Here is an 18,918-nt window from a genome sequence, read left to right as displayed (position 1 = left end):
TTTTTGAAAGGATTTTATCATCATGCAATTTTATCTCGCCCCAATGGAAGGGCTGACCGGATATGTGTACCGGAGCGCCTACCACAAATATTTTCCGGCGGCTGACCGTTATTTCACGCCATTTATTACAAATAAAAAGATGAGCTCCCGCGAGCGCAATGACATTCTCCCGGAGCATAACGAAGGGATGACGGTGATCCCGCAGATTCTCACAAACCAGGCGGAGGACTTTCTTTCTCTGACAAAAGAACTGAAGGAGTACGGCTACGATACCGTCAATCTGAACCTTGGCTGTCCGTCCGGCACGGTTGTCGCCAAGCGGCGCGGCTCCGGACTGCTTGCGTGGCCGCATACACTCGATGCATTTCTCGATGAAATCTTTTCGTCCTGCGACTGCCGGATTTCCATCAAGACAAGACTTGGCACAACCGACACCGATGAGTGGGAGACGCTGCTTGCGATTTATGACAAATATCCGCTGGAAGAGCTGATTATTCATCCGCGGATTCAGAAAGATTTCTACAAATATACGCCGCGCATGGAGTGTTATCGGACAGCATATGAGACGAGCCGCCACTCGCTGTGCTACAATGGGGATCTTTTCTCAACCGCTGATTTTCAGAAGCTCTGCCATGATTTTCCCTTGACGGAAAAGGTCATGCTCGGCCGCGGGGTGCTGCAGAACCCCTGGTTGATCGGGATGCTGCGCAGTACAGATCCTGCCAGCAGTGAAAATTTAGCTCCGGCAGATAAGGAGCTGCTGCGCGCATTCTGCGAAGATCTCTGTGCCGGCTATGCGCGCGTTATTTCCGGGGATAAAAATGTGCTGTTTAAATTAAAGGCACTGTGGATTTACCTCGGAACATCGTTTACGAATCCCCAGAAGTATCTGAAAAAGATCAAAAAAGCAAATCGCCTTGCCGAGTATGAAGAGGCCGTTGATTCGCTCTTTCGGGAACAGGAGCTGATTTTTTAACCGAATCGAGCCGCGCAAGCCGCTTATGAACCTTCGCTTGATTTTTCCATCCTGTTCCGCACAGATAAAATTGAACCGCGTCTGATCAACGAAAACACAGCTCTCATCCTTTTCTCTTACCACACCGAATGCATCCGCCGTGAGGATGGCACTTCGTACGGCATCCGCGGACTCGAGACACAGGTCGCCGTCAAAGAGGACGAGAAATGGAAATTGCAGCATATTCATTATTCGAAAGAAGCATGAGCAAAAATACGCCGCAGATCTGATCACTAGACCTGCGGCGTATTTTTATGCTCTTTTTCTCCAACTCCCAAATCCGTTCTCTATTTCATCGGCAGCATTGCAAGCGTATCGCGCTCTTCCTCTTCTGCTTCCTCTGCAATCAGATTCCGGATATTCTGCATACGGTTATCCAGCTCCGCGCTCTGTCTTGCGCAGTCGTAGAGTTCATCCTGCAGATATTTGACATGATTTTCGGGAATATTTTTCTTGTAGCGCATCTTGTGCTCCAGACTCGCCCAGAAATCCATCGCGATCGTACGGAACTGTACTTCCACGTAGACCAGTTTCTTTGTATCCTGTAAAAAGATCGGCACCTGAACGATCAGATGAAGACTGCGGTAGCCGCTCTCCTTCGGATGCTGAATATAGTCCTTCCGCTCAATCAGCGTAATGTCATCCTGTTTCAGAAAACTGTCTGCCAGCTTATAAATATCGCTTGGAAAAGAACAGATCACGCGCACACCGGCGATATCGCGGATATTTTCCTCAATAGATTCCAGTGTGACCGGGATGTCTTTCACGCGGATTTTCCGCATAATGCTCTCATACGATTTGACCCTTGTTTTGATTCCTTCGATCGGGTTCTGGTCATAGGAAAGCGAGTATTCCTGATTCAGCACGCGGAACTTTGTCTCGATTTCCATAATGGCGCACTGATAATACGACATCAGAAGATCGAACGGCTTTTTGTTCTTCTGCATCATCTCAATAAACTCATCCGATAAAAGATTCTGCTTTACAAACTCATCCCGTTTTGTCTCGATCAGATTTTTTCCCTGTTTTCTAATTTCCTCCAGTACTTCGAGGTTTTTCATCATCCGTTTTTTCGTCCTCCCAAAACTGCGTTCTCTGTCCTTTATGCTATCATTTTAGGTCTGTAAAGTCAAATTTTTTCTTCTTTTACTCTACCTTCAGCATCCGGTAGCCAACCCCGATATGCGTCTGGATATACTGCGTCTGCTCTCCGTTCTTTTCCAGCTTTTTCCGAAGCGTCGCCATGAAAACACGGAGAGAAGCGATATCGTTCTCCCAGCTGCTTCCCCAGATTTTCTGTGTGATAAACGTATGCGTCAGCACCTTCCCTGCATTCTGCGACAGCAGGCAGAGCAGCTTGTATTCGATTGGTGTCAGATGAAGTTCCTCTCCGTCAAGATATGCGCACCCCGCTGCGTACTCGATCCGCAGTGCGCCGTTTTCAAAGACAGCCGACTGGACTCCATTTTCTGCCTGCATCTGGGACAGACGGCGCTGTGTGACTCGAAGGCGGGCCAGCAGTTCCTCCACAGAAAACGGTTTCGTCAGATAATCATCCGCTCCTGCGTCCAATGCCTCGATTTTATCGCTGTCCTCACTTCTTGCACTGATTACGATAATCGGCATATTCGACCAGCTTCGAATCTTTTCAATCACCTCTACGCCATCAATATCCGGCAGGCCAAGGTCGAGCAGAACAATGTCGGGATTATGTGTGGATGCCTCCATAATGGCACCCGCACCGTTCTTTGCAGAAATATACTTATAATCGTGTGTTTTTAACGTCGTAGTAATCAGGTTGTGAACCGGCGTATCATCTTCCACAACCAGAATTAATGTCTTATTCATTCAAATTCACCTCACTGAGCGGCAGGTTAAACCAAAAGCAGCAGCCCTGTGGATCGCAGTCATAAAGTGCTATCTCCCCGCCGTGCGCATTTACAATCGAACGGCAGAGTGCCAGTCCAAGGCCAAGGCTTCTGCGGCTGTCGCTTACTTTATTTTTCCCGGAATAGAACATCTCAAACACATGCTCTCTGGACTCTTTTGGAATCCCGGGGCCGTTGTCCTCCACCGCGATCCAGACATTTTTCTCCTCTTTTCTGGCTGTCGAGAACCCACTGAATGATTTCCTGTTCCCTTGGGTCAAAGATTTTTTCCGTCTTTCCTCCTGTCTGCGCGCTGTAAAGTGTTCCGCGGACAATTCTGCTCTCCTGTGCCCCTGCCGGTGCGGCCGTCAGATCCCTTCCCAGCAGTTTTACAAGCTTTGTCGCTGTAATATCAAAAATCTCCGACGCATCCTCTGCCTTCTGCAGAAGCTGGCTGGTATTGAAAAGAAGGTTCTGTCAGGAAGTAGTTAAACAGCACTACACTGATCACAGAACTGATTACGCTGCAGGTATAACCGCTGGTCAGAATGGACGTCATCATAACGCCGACCAGATATATGGTAATGATATTGGAATCCGGAATGATATGGATTTCCAAATCCGGCACCAGATCGGTCAGCCGTTCGGTCCATCCCCTTCTCTTTCGAAAAAATCCCTGATCCATCATGCTTTTTCCAATGACAATCCGCGTTACTTCGGAAATTCTCGCATATTCTGCAATCTGCAGGGCAATGTCCTCGCTGTGCGTCGTTACAATCTCCGCCCCGCTCTGTCCTGCCAGGCGGATATGCTTCTGCAGCCTTGCCTGATCCTCCGGCGTTTTCTCTGCCGGTTCCGCGGTCTGCACATACAGTGCTGTAAAATTAGCACCAAATGCCCGGGCCATCTGTGCCGCAGTCCGGATAAACACTCAAAAAGGACACCTTTTATTGTATAATTATGTTACCCCACAAACATACGAAAGAAGGTGTCCTTAATGAAAAATTAGCATTGAAGAAACTGCTAACTTATATGAAAAGTGTATACAAAATTCCACAAAAAATCAAGGGTTTATCCGATGAAAGAAAAAGAAAATCCATCCCGTTGTTTAATATCGTTATGCCAGTGCTGATTTTCCTGATGCTTCAGTATGAAAGTTTTCACACCATTTTTTCAGCGCCGGAAAGCATGGAGAAACGACTGAAAAACTGTATCCGTGGAAAAATCCCAAAAGTTGATGCAGTCAGGGATCTTCTTTCCCGGATTGATCCAAAAGAAATCGAGGAAATTCACGCGCAGACGATTGATGTTCTGAAACGCAACCGCGTATTTCGGGAAGGAACCATAGGCAGATATGTTGCGGCAGGTATTGATGGGATGGAATTATTCAGCAGTACAAAAAAGTCCTGTCCAGACTGCCTGAGCCGGAAGAACGTGACGGGGAAGACAGAATACTTTCATCGAAGTGTGGTATGTATGACGGTAGGAAAATCGCCGCATGTGATCTTTGGGCAGGAAATGCTGAAACCCAGAGATGGTTCAGAAAAAGATGAAGGGGGACTGACAGGAGCGAAAAGGCTCATCCGGCGTTTAAAGAAAAGGCATGGTCATTTCGCAGATGTGATTGTGGCGGATGCACTGTACCTGAATGCCCCGTTTATCAATACTTTGAAAGAATGCGGTTTAGAAACGGTAATCCGTCTGAAAGATGAAAGAAGGCTTCTGTTTCAGGATGCGGAAAGCATGTTTCAGCGGGACGAGGGGAGAAAAAGGAGCTTCAGGAAGGGAAAAAAGAGTATTGAAGTCTGGGATCTTTCCAGATTTGAGATAGACCTGGACGATATCTTAAGCGGACTGAAATACGAGGACGGCCACTACGATCTCGTGAGTCTTTCCGACAAGGATTATCAGAAAAAACTGGATGTCCAGATTGCCTGCTGGGATAAACTGAAAAATGAAATTCAGAAGGTCAGATCCGGAGAAAACGGAACGGCGGATCTGGTAGACATGAGAGAGACGTATTTCCAGATGGCAGATGAAACGGTTGCCGCAGTCAAAGTTTCCCGTGCCAACCGCCATCTGGAACAGAAAGCCTACATCGACCTTCACACGGGACTGCCGAACAAGAGCAAGTGCGAAGAGCTGTTCCACAATGTGGAATTCATCAAAACTCCTACCGCCTGTATCGTCTTTGACATGAACAACCTGAAACGCGTCAACGACAGCCTCGGCCACTCCATCGGCGACCAGCTGATTCTGAACTTTGCCCGGCTGCTGCGAAACTCGATTCCCGCGAAGCATTTCGTAGGAAGATACGGCGGCGATGAATTATGGCGGTCATCTATGATGCAACCCGCGAAAGCATCACAGAAATCCTCACAGAGCTTCAGAACGAAGTCGAACAGTTCAACAGCTACGGAACCCAGTTCCGCATCAGCTATTCCCACCGCTTGGCACTTTCCACCGATTACAACGAATGTACGCTCCGCACGCTGTTTGACAAAGCAGATAAATATATGTATGAAAACAAGCAGGGACGCCAGGACTAAAGAAACGCCGGAACCGGAAATATCTTATCGCCGGTTCTGGCGTTTTTTCTTGCTGTTTCTCTTTTATTTTTTTGCAAACGCTTCTATCTGCGCATATCCCGCTGAAAAATCAATGGGTTCCTCCCGCAGCTTCTTTCTGACCGCATCGCGTCCTTCCTGATCTGCCAGCACTTTCTGGATTTTATCGGCAAACTGCATCACATCCAGCGGACAGAGATATCCGTTTTCCCCATCCCGGATCTGCTCGCGCATGGACGGAATATCGGAAGCGATGATGACCTTCTGCAGGCTTCTCGCCTCTACAATCGTAATCGGATAGCCTTCGTGACGGGACGGCTGGAGATACAGGTCGCAGGATTTTACGTACGGCGCAGGATTTTCGCGCATTCCGAGAAAAATAATTTCCTGCTCCACCTGATATTCCTTTGCCATGGTCCGCAGCTTGTTCAGATCTCTTCCATCACCGATGATGAACCATTTGAAGCGAAGTCCCCGTTTTTTCAGCTCCGCCGTAATCTGCACCGCAATATCATATCCTTTTTCTTCCGAAGCTCTTCCCACCGTCAGAAATTTCAGCTCTCCTGTGTACTGCGGATCGCTAAGCGGCTCCTCACTCCGTCTCTGCACCTGTTTGATGTCAATGAAATTCAGCAGAACCTCTGTCCGGTCCGCGAGTTCCGGAAAACGGGCAATGACCTGTTTTCGGACAGGCTCGGAAACACAGTAAATTTTATCATACTCCGGAATAAAGTCCCTGGTCCGGAACAGCCACCAGAGATTTTCTCCGTGGAACCAGACCGCTTTTTTCCGCGCATTCGTCTTTCTGGCTCCGAATGCGGTTGTGAACGCACCGAATCCGAAAAAGTCGAAAACAAGATCGTATTGTTTTGTTTCCGGCTCCACACACTCCAGAATCCGTTCATACAGTTTTCCATACCGTTTCTTTCCATACACGACGCGCATCAGAAATACGCCCATTCCTCTGGCATAGAAAGACCGTTCTGCCGGTGTCTCCCGTTTTCCCACAATCCGTTCCAAAGCCGGATGCGGTTTTTTGTTCCAGATCATCTGGCGCACTTCCACTTCCTTCGGAATCCGCTCCAGCAGAACGCCTCTTTTTTCGACCAGAAGAAGCGTTACATCTTCTTTTTTCTCCACCAGTTTCTGCAGCAGCGCTGCCATGGCAACTTCCGTTCCGCCCATGTCCATGGTACGTCCCAGCACCAGTATTTTACTCATTGCTTACCTCTCATCTGCTTTTTTCTCTGTTCTAACGCCAGTAGGCATCTCCCACATGCGCAGGATGACGCTGATCCTCCGGCGGAAGCTGATGGTAATCGCCGTACAGGGTGTGAAGATACGTCTCATATCCCGCCGGGGCATTGATCAGATGGCCTTCAAACGGAAGGCGCACGATCTCTTCGATCGCTGTTTTGGGAATCGCGTCCGACTTGCGGTAACCGCCGCACTGGCAGGCCACCCACTTTGAGTCCTCCGCGCGGTACTTTCTGCACTCTTTTTCCATCTCGCGCAGAATCCGCTCTTTTCCATAGCATTTCCGGATCGCCCATTTGCACCATTTTGCGAAGCTTCCTTTGTTTCCTTTTAAGGTTTGGCGGTAGGTGCGGAATGCATTCATCCGCTGGCTTTCCAGAAACAGCAGCTTTTTCCAGTGACGGTCGTACTCCGGTGTATCTTTTTCCGGCAGTCCGTCAAACGGGAAAATGTCGACGAAAAGACCGGTATCCACAGCTCCTGCCACGTGCTCCACAAGACTCGTTCCGGTGTGTACCAGCTTTCCGTATGCCAGTGTGAAACCCTTTGTATTATGAAAATTCATGACGCGGTACAGTGTATCCGTTTCGCTGTTTACAATCTGTTCCAGTTTTTCATAATCCGCTCTCGGCATCCAGACATCCACATCATCATCCCACGGAATGAACCCCTGATGCCGGATCAGCCCGAGCAGCGTTCCATCTGCTGCAAAATAGATCAGGTGATGTTTCCGGCAGACTTCATCCAGATACAGTAATATTCCAAGCGCAATCTCCTGTTTTTCTTTTAATTCTGTAATTTTACGCATAACGGCATTGCCTTTCTGTTTTGTTTTTCCCATCCATTATAAACACTCTGCCGGATTTTTTCAATTTAAAGTTCCTGCCGCTCCGGCGCCCGTCTGAAGATTCCGCACTGTTTTTATCAGTACCTTCATATCCACCGGTTTTACTATGTGTGCGTTCATGCCCGCATTGAAGGCATTCTGCACATCTTCTGAAAATGCGTTGGCTGTCATCGCAAGAATCGGGATTTTCTTTGCCAGCGGGTGGCTGCTGTTCCGGAATTTCGTCACAAAGAGAACCGATGCCAGGATCAGAAGCAGAATTACTGCCAGAATCCTCAGCTCCTCGACAGCGGTATCCTCGAACATCTTCGTTCCGTTGCTGTCCACCACATACGTCGTGCTCTGGTTGCTGAATGCACTGCTTCTGAAATACGGTGCCATCTCCTCCATCGAACGGATCAGAATAAAGTGTGTGATGATACTGCCGTCGACCACCAGCTGGCTCTGCAGTTTTCTGGCAAATACCATCTGGTTTTCATTGGTGATCCAGTCCGATGTCAGAAAGCTTTTGATATCCGCATCCTGCAGATCTTTAGATCTGTACCACACGCCCTGCAGACCCTCATCGGAATAATAGTATCCTTCCTGGTTCACGGCAATAAACTGGAGGTTTTCATGCGTGGAGCTTAATTCTTCCTCACGTTTTTTCAGAAATTCACACAACCGGCGTTTTACTTGATTACAATCAGATTCGGGTTCTTTGGGCTTCATCAACATCCGCAAACTGCATATTGCAAATATGCTGTTTTGACAGGCACTATTTTTGAAAATTGCGATAGTATTCGTTTATTCACTCTGCACAAGATCATATACATGGTATAAATGCTGTTTTTATTTTTCTTTCATATAATCCATACAATTTCTCGCATTCCATGCATATCCATCCTGCTTCGCCTGTATATAGCGGATATTTTCGTTTCTTACAATATTCTGTTTCATAATTTCCTACTAATTCCACAAGGTTATTGATATCCCTCATCTGCGCAGCAGCCATTCCTGTCATTGCCCACAAAAAGCCAGTTCTTTTTTTATTCAGTTTCTGCCACTGAAATCTTTCCGTAAACTGATCATATAATACCTTTTGCTTTTTCTTCTCTTTTACCGGAAATTCATAAATCAGCGGATAAATCTGAGCAACACCATCCGGATAAAATTCTGTCTGATGATACCGATCACTGTTTCCGATAATTCTCCATCTTTGATTCGCATCATCCCAGAATATCTTTTCTATCTGTTTCTGTATCTTTTTACGAATTTCACTGATCGCCTGCGTATCTTCCAGTCCTGCAAGTTCCAATTCATACAGGCCTTTCCACACTTCCAGATTATCCATCAGATAAACTGTTGTGTTTTCTTCTGAAACCTGTGTAATTCCATCCTGCATCAGGCTTTGAATCTTTTTTAATGCAAGGCTGATTCCATTTTTCCAGGATTCCGGCAGGTCTGTACTTTCTGTCTTTTCCAGATATTTTCCCATAAGAAAAAGGTACATACCAAGATATCCGTCTTCGGAATCAGCCTTTTCTTTATAAATAAGTTCCCCACCCTCTTTCCTGTAGATTCCCATTTTTCCATCTGTTTCCAGCAAAACCCCAGTATGCCAGTCCAGATACCTGCCAACAGCTTTTTGCTCTGTTTCAGTCATGGGGCAATTCTTTGTTTCTGCCAGAAGCCCCAGTGCAGCCATACATGCAAAGTATGGATTAACATCTCCGGCTTTACTTCCATTCATATAGATTTCGCCTTCAGGGCCCTGATTCTCAAGGATCCACTTTTTTTCTCTGGTCAGGACGGTTTCCAGCCATTCCTGCCGGACAGATATTTCTTTTCTCAGGTTCTGATAATAAGCAAACATAAACACAATGCACACAGTTATGCAAAATATAATAAGTCCCATCAAGTTCTTTCGATGTTTCACTTTTCTTTTGCATTGGCTCTGTTTATGCTTATGCATCTATATCCTCCAGGATTTTTCTGATTTTGATACTTGCAGTCCCATCACCATAAGGGTTTCTAGCCTCACTCATTTTTCTGTATGTCTCCGGCTCTGTAAGAAGCCGCCTGCATTCTCTGTAAATATCCTCCATCTTCGTGCCTACAAGCTTTAAGGTTCCTGCTTCCACACCTTCCGGACGCTCTGTTGTATCCCGCATGACCAGTACCGGTTTTCCCAGTGCAGGAGCTTCTTCCTGAATTCCGCCGCTGTCTGTCATGATCAGATAACTGGCTTTCATCAGGTTATGGAATTCCACCACATCCATTGGTTCGATCAGGTGTATTCTCTCGCATCCACCAAATTCCTCATCTGCGATCTTCCTGACCTGCGGATTCAAATGTACAGGATAAATAACCTTCACATCTGTAAATTCTTCCACGATCCTGCGTATAGCCCGGAACATATCACGCATGGGCTCTCCCAGATTCTCCCTTCTGTGTGCTGTTACAGCAATCAGTCTGCTGCCTTTTGCCCATTCTGTTTCCGGATGATAAAAATCACTTCGCACCGTATAGTGCAAAGCATCAATTCCTGTATTTCCTGTGATAAAGATCCGCTCTGGATCTTTACCCTCTTTCAGCAGTGCATTCGCTGCTTTCTGAGTGGGCGCAAAATGCAGGCTGGCAGTAAGTCCAATGGCCTGCCTGTTAAATTCTTCCGGATAGGGAGATTTCATATTATAAGTACGAAGTCCCGCTTCCACATGTCCTACCGGGATCTGCTGGTAAAATGCAGCCAGAGATGCGGCAAATGCAGTAGATGTATCTCCATGGACCAGCACAATATCCGGTTTTTCCTTTTTCAGGATCTCCCTCATTCCTGTAAGAATAGCCGTTGTCACATCCGTAAGATCCTGCCCTTTTTTCATGATCGCCATATCATAATCCGGGACCACTTTAAAAATATCGAGAACCTGCTTCAGCATTTCCCTGTGCTGTCCTGTGACACACACCAGCGTTTCCAGCTTTTCACTTTTTTTCAGTTCCAGAACAAGAGGGCACATTTTAATTGCTTCCGGTCTTGTTCCAAAAATCACCAGTACCTTTTTCATTTTCAATTTCCTCCCAGTTCTTTATCCAGATACGCCAGTCTTTCGCGGATAGTATCTGTCAGCTGTTTCATAGCTTCTTCATAGCTTCCGATATCCCTCGATGTGCCCTCCTTACTGGTTCCGGTTAACAGATTCTCTTTAAAAGAATATCCCCACACTTTAAAGTTTCTGTCCACAGCCTCTCCCAGTTCCTCCTGATAAGATGCTATTTTCTCAGCGATATGTTCATCAGAGAGTGTGGTTTTACGCAGCTGCACATATCTCTCACAGACACGTTTTCTGAAAGCTTCATCCTGCCACAGCCTTTCAATCCATGAGTTTTTCACTGTATGCAAAATATCTGTCGATTTCACGGAATTCTGAAAATTATCAAATCCATTGTTAAAATCCCATACAGCAAGCTGCAGCTTTCCTCCAAGTTCTTTGTATATGTATGTAGAAAGATTGCCTGCGTCATAATTCATGGCAAATTCATTGATAATAAAGTAGTCCACCCAGTTATCTATGTCTATATATGCCTGATATCCAATTCTTTTGTCGCTGAAATTCTTCCCATACAGAACTTGTTCAAATTCAGAAATATCTTTCTGGATATATGCTTTTTGTTTTTCCGTTATTTTATTTTTTGACGGATACCCTATATACAAAGAATTGTTTGTATATCCTGCTGTCTTTCCCCAGGTTTTCAGCTCTTCTGATTCTGTATCACTTCTGTCTCTGCTTACAATATATGCGGTTTCTCCGGACAACAAACCAAATTCCGCGAGACGCAGTCTGCTTTCTCCGTTTGTTACAGGCTCCACTGCCAGATAAACGCCCTGATATTCTCCATCAACAAACAATTCCACAAACCGGGTGTCCGGAGCCCATCCATTTAATTCCCTTGCCAGATCATATACCAGTTTATTTCTAATCAGCGTCTTATCAAGATAAGGACCATTTAACACCCATTCACTGTTTGCTCCCATTCCTGCAAGAGACACTTCTTTTGCACTGTCTTTTTCATTTTTATAAAATTTAATGCGATACTGCTTTTTATCCAATTTGCTATAAGAAGAAGCGCCTCTGTATTTGATCGTAGCGCGGTATATGGAATTGGGGACAGAAAAAACAGATCGTTCCTCTCCGTTTCCATCCAACAGAGCAATATATCCCCAGATCACATTCTCCTTCAGGACCTGCTGTCCCTTTGTATTCATATAGACTACCGGAAGCGTCGTAGAGAATTCTCCCAGATCATAGTATTCCAGACTCTCCTCGTCCGGTTCATCCCACTCCTTCATTTCTTCTTTCGTGATAACAGTTCTCTTTTTTTCCTTTGACTTATTCTCTGACTTTACAACAGAATTTCCCACAACGGATAGTCCACAGAGAACTGTTATCATCAGAACACATAAAAGGATACGGCTTATCCTTTTCATAACAACACCTCTCAATCAGGCAGCCTTTTTACTGCGAAAGTTCATCCTTCTGATCAACTATATTTACCCTTTTCACACCATCGATTTTGATCAGTTTCTCTGAAATATCCATCTGATTTTCTTTTGCAGCTTTATACAGGATTCCCTCTCCGATAGAATAAACCAGTTCAAAGCTGCCTTCTGTAACATTTCTCATGGAAACATGTGCCTTTCCTGAAAAGAAGGTATCCACTGCTGCCTCTGTTTTATGTAAGCAGTCAGGTTTTCCCTGAACAACCAGCAGCTTATTACAGGATGTAAAGCCTTTTCTTGTAATAATAAGAAAAAGAAGTAAAAAAGCAGAACCAATAACAATAAGCGCATACTGAGATACACCGCAGCCAATGCCTGCCGCAATTGCCCAGAAAATATAAGTAGCATCTCTTACATCCTTTACAGCAGTGCGGAATCTTATGATAGAAAGAGCACCAACCATACCAAGGGACAATGCAATATTATTACTGATAATGCTCATGATCATAGCTGTGATAATCGTGATCGATCCGATCGAAATATTAAATTTTCTGCTGTATGCAGGTCCTGCATAAGAAATTTTATAAGTAAACATAATAAAAAAGGCAACGATCAGTGCGATCACATTATTCATTAAAATCACAGTCACACTCAGTGCTTCTGTATTTGTCAGATTTTCTACGATAAATTCTCTCATATTTTTCTCCAATCCCGGCATCCGGTTTCCCATCGGTCTGCCGCATGTAAAACTTACAGTCACATCATTCTGGCTCTGGAATATTTGCTGTGGCTGGTGGACAGTTCATCCGCTTTTTTCAATGTCTCAGCGATCATATCCGGCAGAAATCCTGTATATTTTACTTCCATCAGCACCTGTTCTGTACTGCCCAGCGCATCTGTTCCAACATCCTCGAACAGACCGTATGGATATAATGTTCCTCGGATATCCGTATCAAAAGTGATCCTTACATCACCTGCAGGATAAGCAAATGCCAGCCTCTGATAATCTATGATCGTCTTTGGACGGTAACAACCCTGTGTGATCCGCAAATACAATCTCATAGCCAGCTCTGTTTCATATTCCAGAAGAAACGAAGCATCTCCCTGTTCCATCCGAAGTGCGTGTTCACGGCTGACAGGTATGGAATATTTCACTCCGTCAAATCCGTTTTTGCATTTAAACTCCAGCTTTGCAGATAGATCATTCAAGGAATAAATTCTTAAACGGATCTTCCTTTTTTCATACATTCCATCCAGATTATCCCATAGATCCTGATCGTCTATGGAATCATAGTACTGAGATCTGATAAAATATCTGCCATTATCTCCATGGATATCTCTTTCCATAATGCCATCCAGCTTTTGTTGAAGAATCATGGCCTCTCTGCGGCTGATCAGATATTTGATTTCTTTGCGAAAAACCGTTTCCAAATCTTACGCCCCCTCTCTGATTTTCGTTCAAACAGAACGATCTGGAACAGGAGTCCGCATACTGTCAGCAAAGCCACGTATCTGACTCCCGTCTCGTGAAGAAGAAACATTCCTGCCACAACAGAAGAAAGGATCGCTCCCTCCAGAGGAAAAAAGGCCGCTGCAGCTGCAGCTCCTGCAGCGAAAATAACTACAGCCCACCAGAACGGATAACACATCCATACAACTGCCGCAGCAGTCATGGCAGACAAGATCATGGAATCTGCTGTTTTCCACTTAAATGCCATATATCCCATCAGACACCCAAGTATCGTAAATGCTGTTACGATCGTCCCCCATCCGGTTTTTCCATCCATAACAGTACATAGGGCAATCGTCACTGCCCAGAACATTATGAAGGAAACAATCAGACGGTACACCTTAGCTCCTGCAAAAACAAGCAGAATCCCAAGGATCAGGAACAGCATTCTTTCTGTATTTCCGCTTATATGAAGCTTGTCTGCACTTCCTGTTTTTTCCATAAACAGTTCCGTTCCCTTAAGGATCAGTTCCGACATCAGCCATTTCCTCCTTCCTTTAAAAGTGAATTCAATGCTTTCATATAGGATTTGTTTCCTGTTTCAGCAACATCCTGTGCCCATATAATATATTCTATATCATATTTTTCCAGTATTTCATCCAGATTCTGTATCAGATCTGCATCCTTATATATATTAGATACATAAACCTTATCAAAGATTTCTGAAAGATAAGAGATCATCATCTTCCCTCTTTCATCTGCAATAAGGAGAAGATTTCCTTTTCCTTGCCCTTTTCCTCTTCCTTCCACTATACTATGCTTATAACTCGAACCAATGACTGCATAATTTCCGCTGCCATTAAACTGTATCGTTTGTCTTTTTAGTGTCTGTAGCTGCCCTTCTTTGTTTTCAAAGGTTAATTCTTCGCGATTGGGATTTGAACCATTGATATAAATATAGAATGGTTCTTCTTCCATGTTTTCTATTCCTTTCTTTATTTCGTCTGTCGTATACTTTCCTAGCGCTTCCAAAAGAAGGTTTCCCTTAAAATTTCCAAAAACATATTCACGGTAATCATCCAGGTTTTCCTTATCATATCCAAGTTCTCCAAAAATCACCTGCGCCCCGTAAAATGCCCCACGCATTGTCCAGCTGTTTCCAGTTCTGAAATAAATATATTCATCCTGATGTTTCTCCAGTTCAGACAGCGGATTCAAAACCACTGAGGGATCTGAAAAAGAGGCTTCCAGTTTCTCTATAAAATCACTGTATTTTTCCTTTTCAGTTTCATATCCGCTTTCAAATACTGCTCTTTGCGGTATCGGCATAATATAAGTGTCTTTCCCACTCTTTTTCTGTAATGCTTTCATAATATCTGCCGCATATGAAATACGATCCTCAGAAATCTGATTTATATTAAAGATACGGTCTGTATAAATCACCTGATCCTGCGTTTCTATGATTTTGATTTTTGAAAGAGACTGGTCATTTTTTAAGCCATAATTATTATATAAATTTCTTGTTTCCGGAACATATACGCTTTCCTGCTTAACATTCTGCAATTTTTCCATCCCTTTCTGGAGGATCAGAATTCCTGCAGACATCACGATCAATATGAGCAAAACCAGAAACACTTCTGCGGTTTTATTCTTTTTCAACTGAATTCACCTCCCTGAACCTGATTCTGGCATTTGGACAGTTTTTCTCCAGTTCTGCAATACCCGGCTGATCTTTTATTTTCTCTGATACGGAAATTTGTTCAAGCGAAACACAATCTCTGAATGCACTGATCCCCACATATTCCACACTGTCCGGAAGATATACTTCTTTCAGATTCCTGCACCCGCGAAAAGCATGATCACCTATTTTCTTTAACAGTGAGGTGTCTGAAAATATCAGTTTATTAACAGACACGCATTCCGCAAATGCAGCTCCTTCAATCACAGTCAGGGAATCCGGAAGACTTATAAATTCCAGCGCATAACAGTTTTCAAAGGCTGATGTCCCTACCGATTTCAGCGAAAGCTTTTCTATGCTTTCCCATACTTTCAGCACATGACAGTCCGCAAATGCATAGTCCTCAATAACAGAAACGCTTTCCGGCAGATGCAGTTTTTCAAGACTTCTGCATCCAAAAAACTGACTCTTCGGAATAACGGATGCACCTTCAGGAATAACCGCTTCTTTTACATATATATCTCCTCGAAATCCCTGAAAGCTAACATTTTCATACTCTGACAGATCCCGGAAAGTAATCTTTTCTTCATGAACAGGTTCTCTTGGAAAACAATACTCTCCCAATACCTCTCTGTCCGATTTCAGGATTTTTCCACCGCCCTCTGAAACCACATATCCATAAACATAATTACCGCCATAAAATGTTATCGTTCCGCGGGCAACAACTGAAGTGATCTTATCCGGCTGACCTGCACTGGCGCCTTCTTCAAATATAATGTTTCCCTGTGTAAAAATGTTTCCGAGCACTGTTGCATTTTTTTCCAGCAGTATATCATTCTCCGCAAAAATATTTCCAAGCACCGATGCATTTTCCATGATTCTCACAGCCCCATCACTGTGGATATCTCCCTGCAGGATAATGTCCTCTATCACCTTTATATCCCCATCGGAAATAATCGTATAAGGAACTGTCCCGCTTTCCGTAACCATATCATCATCTATGTAATGCCTGTTATATTCATGACTGTTCATTACCGGCATACGAAATATTCTGGGATCACGTTCCTCCATAAACCGGTCCGGTTCCTCCGGACGCTGTCCCAGACGGATCACCGGTGCATACAGACTGTGAAAAACATTCTCAAAACCTATTACAAGCTGTTCTCCACTTGATACCCTTTCTCCCAGATCACATTCATCATAAACTGCAACCGCATGTTCTGCGTCCGCCCATCTGAGAAGCCGGATCTTATTTCCGAAAAGCAGTCTTTTTTTGCTGTATACAGCCCGGATCCGTATGTTTTCTTTCACAAACAGCGCATCCTTTTCACTGTAGATCTCTTTTTGGAAATGCAGATCACTTCGCTGCGGACAGAAGACGGTATTTCGGGCAATGACCAGATCTTCAATGTCAGGCTGCGCAAACTCCTGGTTTCCATCTGCTTCCAACACCTTTTCCTGTCTTGAAAGCATGATCGTACCATTCTTCATTTCCGGAAGAGCTTTTTCCACCAGAGCAGAAAAGCTTTTTCCAAAATATCTGGCATCTTTCACATAATCCTGCCTTATTTTCAGGATCTGCCCTTTTCTCATCCTGAAATACAATACTGCGACCAACAGAGGCATAGAGAACATACAGATAAAGATCAAGATCCATACCTTCATTTTTCAGCCTCCTTTTCCGTTTTCTGCACAGTAAACCGCACTGTTTTATCCCATTTCACACCTCTTCCGGTAACAGTATCTACCACTGCATCCCAAAATCCCAGAGAGATATTCCACATATAGAAGAAAAAATTAAACATCATAAGAGGCAGAAGCAATGCCTCTCCGGGAAGTCCGTCTATGATCAGCGAGGTACCTATCTCAAAAAATGGTGCAAAATTTCCAAGGGAATTATAAATTCCCAAAAACAATATAACCCACCAGCCACTGAATATCTGCATTTCACCTAGGAAAAACAATCCAAGGGAAACTACCCAGCCTACCAGCAGAAATACCGGTACCGAATAGATAAAAAGCAGAAATAAGCCATCTATTTTCTGAAATAGTCCCATATAGGGAGTTGTGATCGTAGGGATCAGATAACGGAACAATACTTCATTATGACCTCTTGACCAGCGTCTGATCTGTCTGCCTCTCACATTCCAGCTTTCCGGAGATTCTTCATAACATTCCGCCGAGTTAGCGTATACGACCTTCCATCCATTGGTAAAAAGCCGATATGTAAGTTCCGTATCTTCTGCCAGAACCTTTGGATTAAAGCCACCTGTTTCTAACAGAAAATCTTTTCGAAATCCTCCCACTGTACCGCCATACTGCGGAATTGTTTTCAGATTATATCGTGCCTGTTGATCTACCTGATATCCGCCGGACCGTTCCAGATTGATAAGTCTGGTCAGCATATTTGTGTTGGTATTGTACGGTATCACCCGCCCCATAACTGCACCTACCTGCGGATCCTCAAATCCCAGCGCAATCTGTTTCAGCATGTTTCTGGCAGGTCTGTAATCCGCATCAAATACAATGATGATCTCCCCTTTTGCCAGCTTCATTGCATCATTCAGACCTACCGGCTTTCCTCTGTCCGGACAATCTCTGTGAAGGGGGCGTATAAACTCATAATTTCTGTGATACTCATCCAGCATTTCCCTTGTACGGTCTGTAGAATTATCATTGATCGGAATAATTTCAAGTTTGTCCCTGTCATACTCACATTTCAGCAGAGAATCCAGAACGTTGGAAAGCACCTGCTCCTCATTATGCATAGGGATCAGTACGGAAATACTTTTCATCCGGTCTGTAAGGATATCATTGTAATAGAGACGCTGCCTGCCCAGAAGTCGTACAATTGTAAAATAAAAATGTCTGGCAGTGTACAGAAGCATCAGGATAATAACAAAAATAGTATAACCTTTCATAATAGCTACGACCATTTCCATACCTCCTTTCCCTTCCTTGAATCGTAAACACCGATCATGCGGTCGACAAACACTGCATAAATCATAACCAGATACAAAAAGTCAAACATGGGCCCTATTATAAAGTAGAAAAACGCCATATAGATCACAGAAAATCTGTACAGCAGCCAGATAAAAATCACATAGCGAACAGTTCCAAATACTATGGAATACAACATTACCGCAAGAAGTGTCAAAAGCTTATAGATCACTCCCCGGTCTCCTATAATTCCAGTGACCATAATTGTCATGACAAAAAACATCACCCATATGCCAATTTCCTGAAGCATATATAATTTCGAATAAACAGTTAAAGTATACGGAAAGTATTTTTCTCCAAATACAAACCACAGACTGTTTATCAGATGAATCGCACTGCACAGGATCAGATAAATGGCAAGAGGGCGTCCCTTCCATGGAAGTCCCGCCAGCAGAATGATTGCCGCAAGAGAAACTGCTGCATTTATAAGGCTTATCTGTATTCCCGGATATACGGTTCCTGCACTGAGATAGCTGATTTTTCCAAACAGAGGATACGTTTCTGAACGGATCCCAACATACATCTGCGGTTCATATTTTTTTAAAGCATCGACCCCTATCTTACAGATCACCCTGGTCAGATCATCGATCTGCGTCCACATAAGCAGAAAACCAAGCAGGATCAGTATGACAATATACAGAATACATTTCTTTTTATCTATCTCAATTCTTCGATAGGTTCTGGTATAATCAATTACTTTCTTTTCTTTCATAGACTTCTCCTTTTGTTCCGCTTCGCTATGCAGCTCATAACTGG

At 44.2% G+C, this 18,918-nt stretch carries 19 protein-coding genes; 2 read left to right on the top strand and 17 right to left on the bottom strand.

The annotated features are described in order from the left end of the window. Nucleotides 1–22: 22 nt before the first annotated feature. Nucleotides 23–976, top strand: a complete 954-nt coding sequence (locus tag DWX00_RS10070) for a tRNA dihydrouridine synthase (RefSeq protein WP_055227649.1) — start codon at nucleotides 23–25, stop codon at nucleotides 974–976. Between the two features lie 326 nt (nucleotides 977–1,302). On the opposite strand, the gene DWX00_RS10065 is transcribed toward DWX00_RS10070, so the two are convergent. The 4 genes from DWX00_RS10065 to DWX00_RS10050 form a co-directional block, all read right to left on the bottom strand. Next, nucleotides 1,303–2,079, bottom strand: a complete 777-nt coding sequence (locus tag DWX00_RS10065) for a GTP pyrophosphokinase (RefSeq protein WP_118595151.1) — start codon at nucleotides 2,077–2,079, stop codon at nucleotides 1,303–1,305. Nucleotides 2,080–2,161: 82 nt separating this feature from the next. Next, nucleotides 2,162–2,863 (bottom strand): response regulator, encoded by a 702-nt coding sequence (locus DWX00_RS10060; protein ID WP_022461465.1) that lies wholly within the window; start codon nucleotides 2,861–2,863, stop codon nucleotides 2,162–2,164. Next, nucleotides 2,856–3,164: a sensor histidine kinase gene (locus DWX00_RS10055; RefSeq protein WP_243037997.1), complete on the bottom strand. Its 309-nt coding sequence runs from the start codon at nucleotides 3,162–3,164 to the stop codon at nucleotides 2,856–2,858. Before DWX00_RS10055 ends, DWX00_RS10060 begins: the two co-directional genes overlap by 8 nt. A 131-nt stretch (nucleotides 3,165–3,295) precedes the next feature. Further along, complete coding sequence (locus DWX00_RS10050; RefSeq protein WP_118595149.1) at nucleotides 3,296–3,814, bottom strand: DUF4118 domain-containing protein; 519 nt, start codon at nucleotides 3,812–3,814, stop codon at nucleotides 3,296–3,298. Nucleotides 3,815–3,915: 101 nt separating this feature from the next. Between DWX00_RS10050 and DWX00_RS10045 the strand changes: the two genes are divergently transcribed. Next, nucleotides 3,916–5,592: a diguanylate cyclase gene (locus DWX00_RS10045; RefSeq protein ID WP_118595148.1), complete on the top strand. Its 1,677-nt coding sequence runs from the start codon at nucleotides 3,916–3,918 to the stop codon at nucleotides 5,590–5,592. On the opposite strand, the gene DWX00_RS10040 is transcribed toward DWX00_RS10045, so the two are convergent. From DWX00_RS10040 to DWX00_RS09980, 13 genes are all read right to left on the bottom strand, one after another. Then, complete coding sequence (locus DWX00_RS10040; RefSeq protein ID WP_117760761.1) at nucleotides 5,496–6,671, bottom strand: glycosyltransferase; 1,176 nt, start codon at nucleotides 6,669–6,671, stop codon at nucleotides 5,496–5,498. The genes DWX00_RS10045 and DWX00_RS10040 overlap by 97 nt on opposite strands. A gap of 31 nt (nucleotides 6,672–6,702) precedes the next feature. Beyond that, nucleotides 6,703–7,515 (bottom strand): LicD family protein, encoded by an 813-nt coding sequence (locus DWX00_RS10035; RefSeq protein ID WP_199669505.1) that lies wholly within the window; start codon nucleotides 7,513–7,515, stop codon nucleotides 6,703–6,705. Nucleotides 7,516–7,575: 60 nt separating this feature from the next. Next, nucleotides 7,576–8,265, bottom strand: coding sequence for a response regulator (locus DWX00_RS20430; RefSeq protein ID WP_173815309.1), 690 nt, complete (start codon nucleotides 8,263–8,265; stop codon nucleotides 7,576–7,578). 94 nt (nucleotides 8,266–8,359) lie between these two features. Then, entirely contained in the window at nucleotides 8,360–9,286 is a 927-nt protein-coding gene (locus tag DWX00_RS10025; RefSeq protein WP_147343060.1) for a hypothetical protein, read from the bottom strand. Between the two features lie 214 nt (nucleotides 9,287–9,500). Further along, nucleotides 9,501–10,601 (bottom strand): non-hydrolyzing UDP-N-acetylglucosamine 2-epimerase, encoded by a 1,101-nt coding sequence (gene wecB / locus DWX00_RS10020; protein WP_118595146.1) that lies wholly within the window; start codon nucleotides 10,599–10,601, stop codon nucleotides 9,501–9,503. A gap of 2 nt (nucleotides 10,602–10,603) precedes the next feature. Continuing rightward, the gene (locus DWX00_RS10015; protein WP_118595145.1) at nucleotides 10,604–12,022 is read right to left on the bottom strand and encodes a CotH kinase family protein; all 1,419 of its coding nucleotides are present in this window, start codon (nucleotides 12,020–12,022) and stop codon (nucleotides 10,604–10,606) included. 28 nt (nucleotides 12,023–12,050) lie between these two features. After that, a complete protein-coding gene (locus tag DWX00_RS10010; RefSeq protein ID WP_070103674.1) occupies nucleotides 12,051–12,731 on the bottom strand; it encodes a DUF4956 domain-containing protein in 681 nt (226 codons plus the stop codon). Nucleotides 12,732–12,790: 59 nt separating this feature from the next. After that, nucleotides 12,791–13,465, bottom strand: a complete 675-nt coding sequence (locus DWX00_RS10005; protein ID WP_118595144.1) for a polyphosphate polymerase domain-containing protein — start codon at nucleotides 13,463–13,465, stop codon at nucleotides 12,791–12,793. Beyond that, nucleotides 13,429–14,022 carry a hypothetical protein gene (locus DWX00_RS10000; RefSeq protein ID WP_118595143.1) on the bottom strand — a complete coding sequence of 198 codons (594 nt, stop codon included), beginning with the start codon at nucleotides 14,020–14,022 and terminating at the stop codon, nucleotides 13,429–13,431. Before DWX00_RS10000 ends, DWX00_RS10005 begins: the two co-directional genes overlap by 37 nt. Next, nucleotides 14,022–15,143 (bottom strand): DHHW family protein, encoded by a 1,122-nt coding sequence (locus DWX00_RS09995; RefSeq protein WP_118595142.1) that lies wholly within the window; start codon nucleotides 15,141–15,143, stop codon nucleotides 14,022–14,024. The genes DWX00_RS10000 and DWX00_RS09995 overlap by 1 nt, the downstream gene beginning before the upstream one ends. Further along, nucleotides 15,130–16,827: a leucine-rich repeat protein gene (locus DWX00_RS09990; protein WP_118595141.1), complete on the bottom strand. Its 1,698-nt coding sequence runs from the start codon at nucleotides 16,825–16,827 to the stop codon at nucleotides 15,130–15,132. The genes DWX00_RS09995 and DWX00_RS09990 overlap by 14 nt, the downstream gene beginning before the upstream one ends. Continuing rightward, a complete protein-coding gene (locus DWX00_RS09985) occupies nucleotides 16,824–18,098 on the bottom strand; it encodes a glycosyltransferase (RefSeq protein ID WP_118595140.1) in 1,275 nt (424 codons plus the stop codon). The genes DWX00_RS09990 and DWX00_RS09985 overlap by 4 nt, the downstream gene beginning before the upstream one ends. After that, the gene (locus tag DWX00_RS09980; RefSeq protein WP_055227661.1) at nucleotides 18,089–18,874 is read right to left on the bottom strand and encodes a hypothetical protein; all 786 of its coding nucleotides are present in this window, start codon (nucleotides 18,872–18,874) and stop codon (nucleotides 18,089–18,091) included. The genes DWX00_RS09985 and DWX00_RS09980 overlap by 10 nt, the downstream gene beginning before the upstream one ends. Between the last annotated feature and the right edge of the window lie 44 nt (nucleotides 18,875–18,918).

The sequence above is a fragment of the Blautia sp. AF17-9LB genome (genome assembly GCF_003479185.1).
Classification (GTDB): Bacteria; Bacillota; Clostridia; order Lachnospirales; family Lachnospiraceae; genus Fusicatenibacter; species Fusicatenibacter saccharivorans.
Note: the sequence above shows the minus strand (reverse complement) of the source record. Positions and strands in the feature narration are given on the sequence as shown.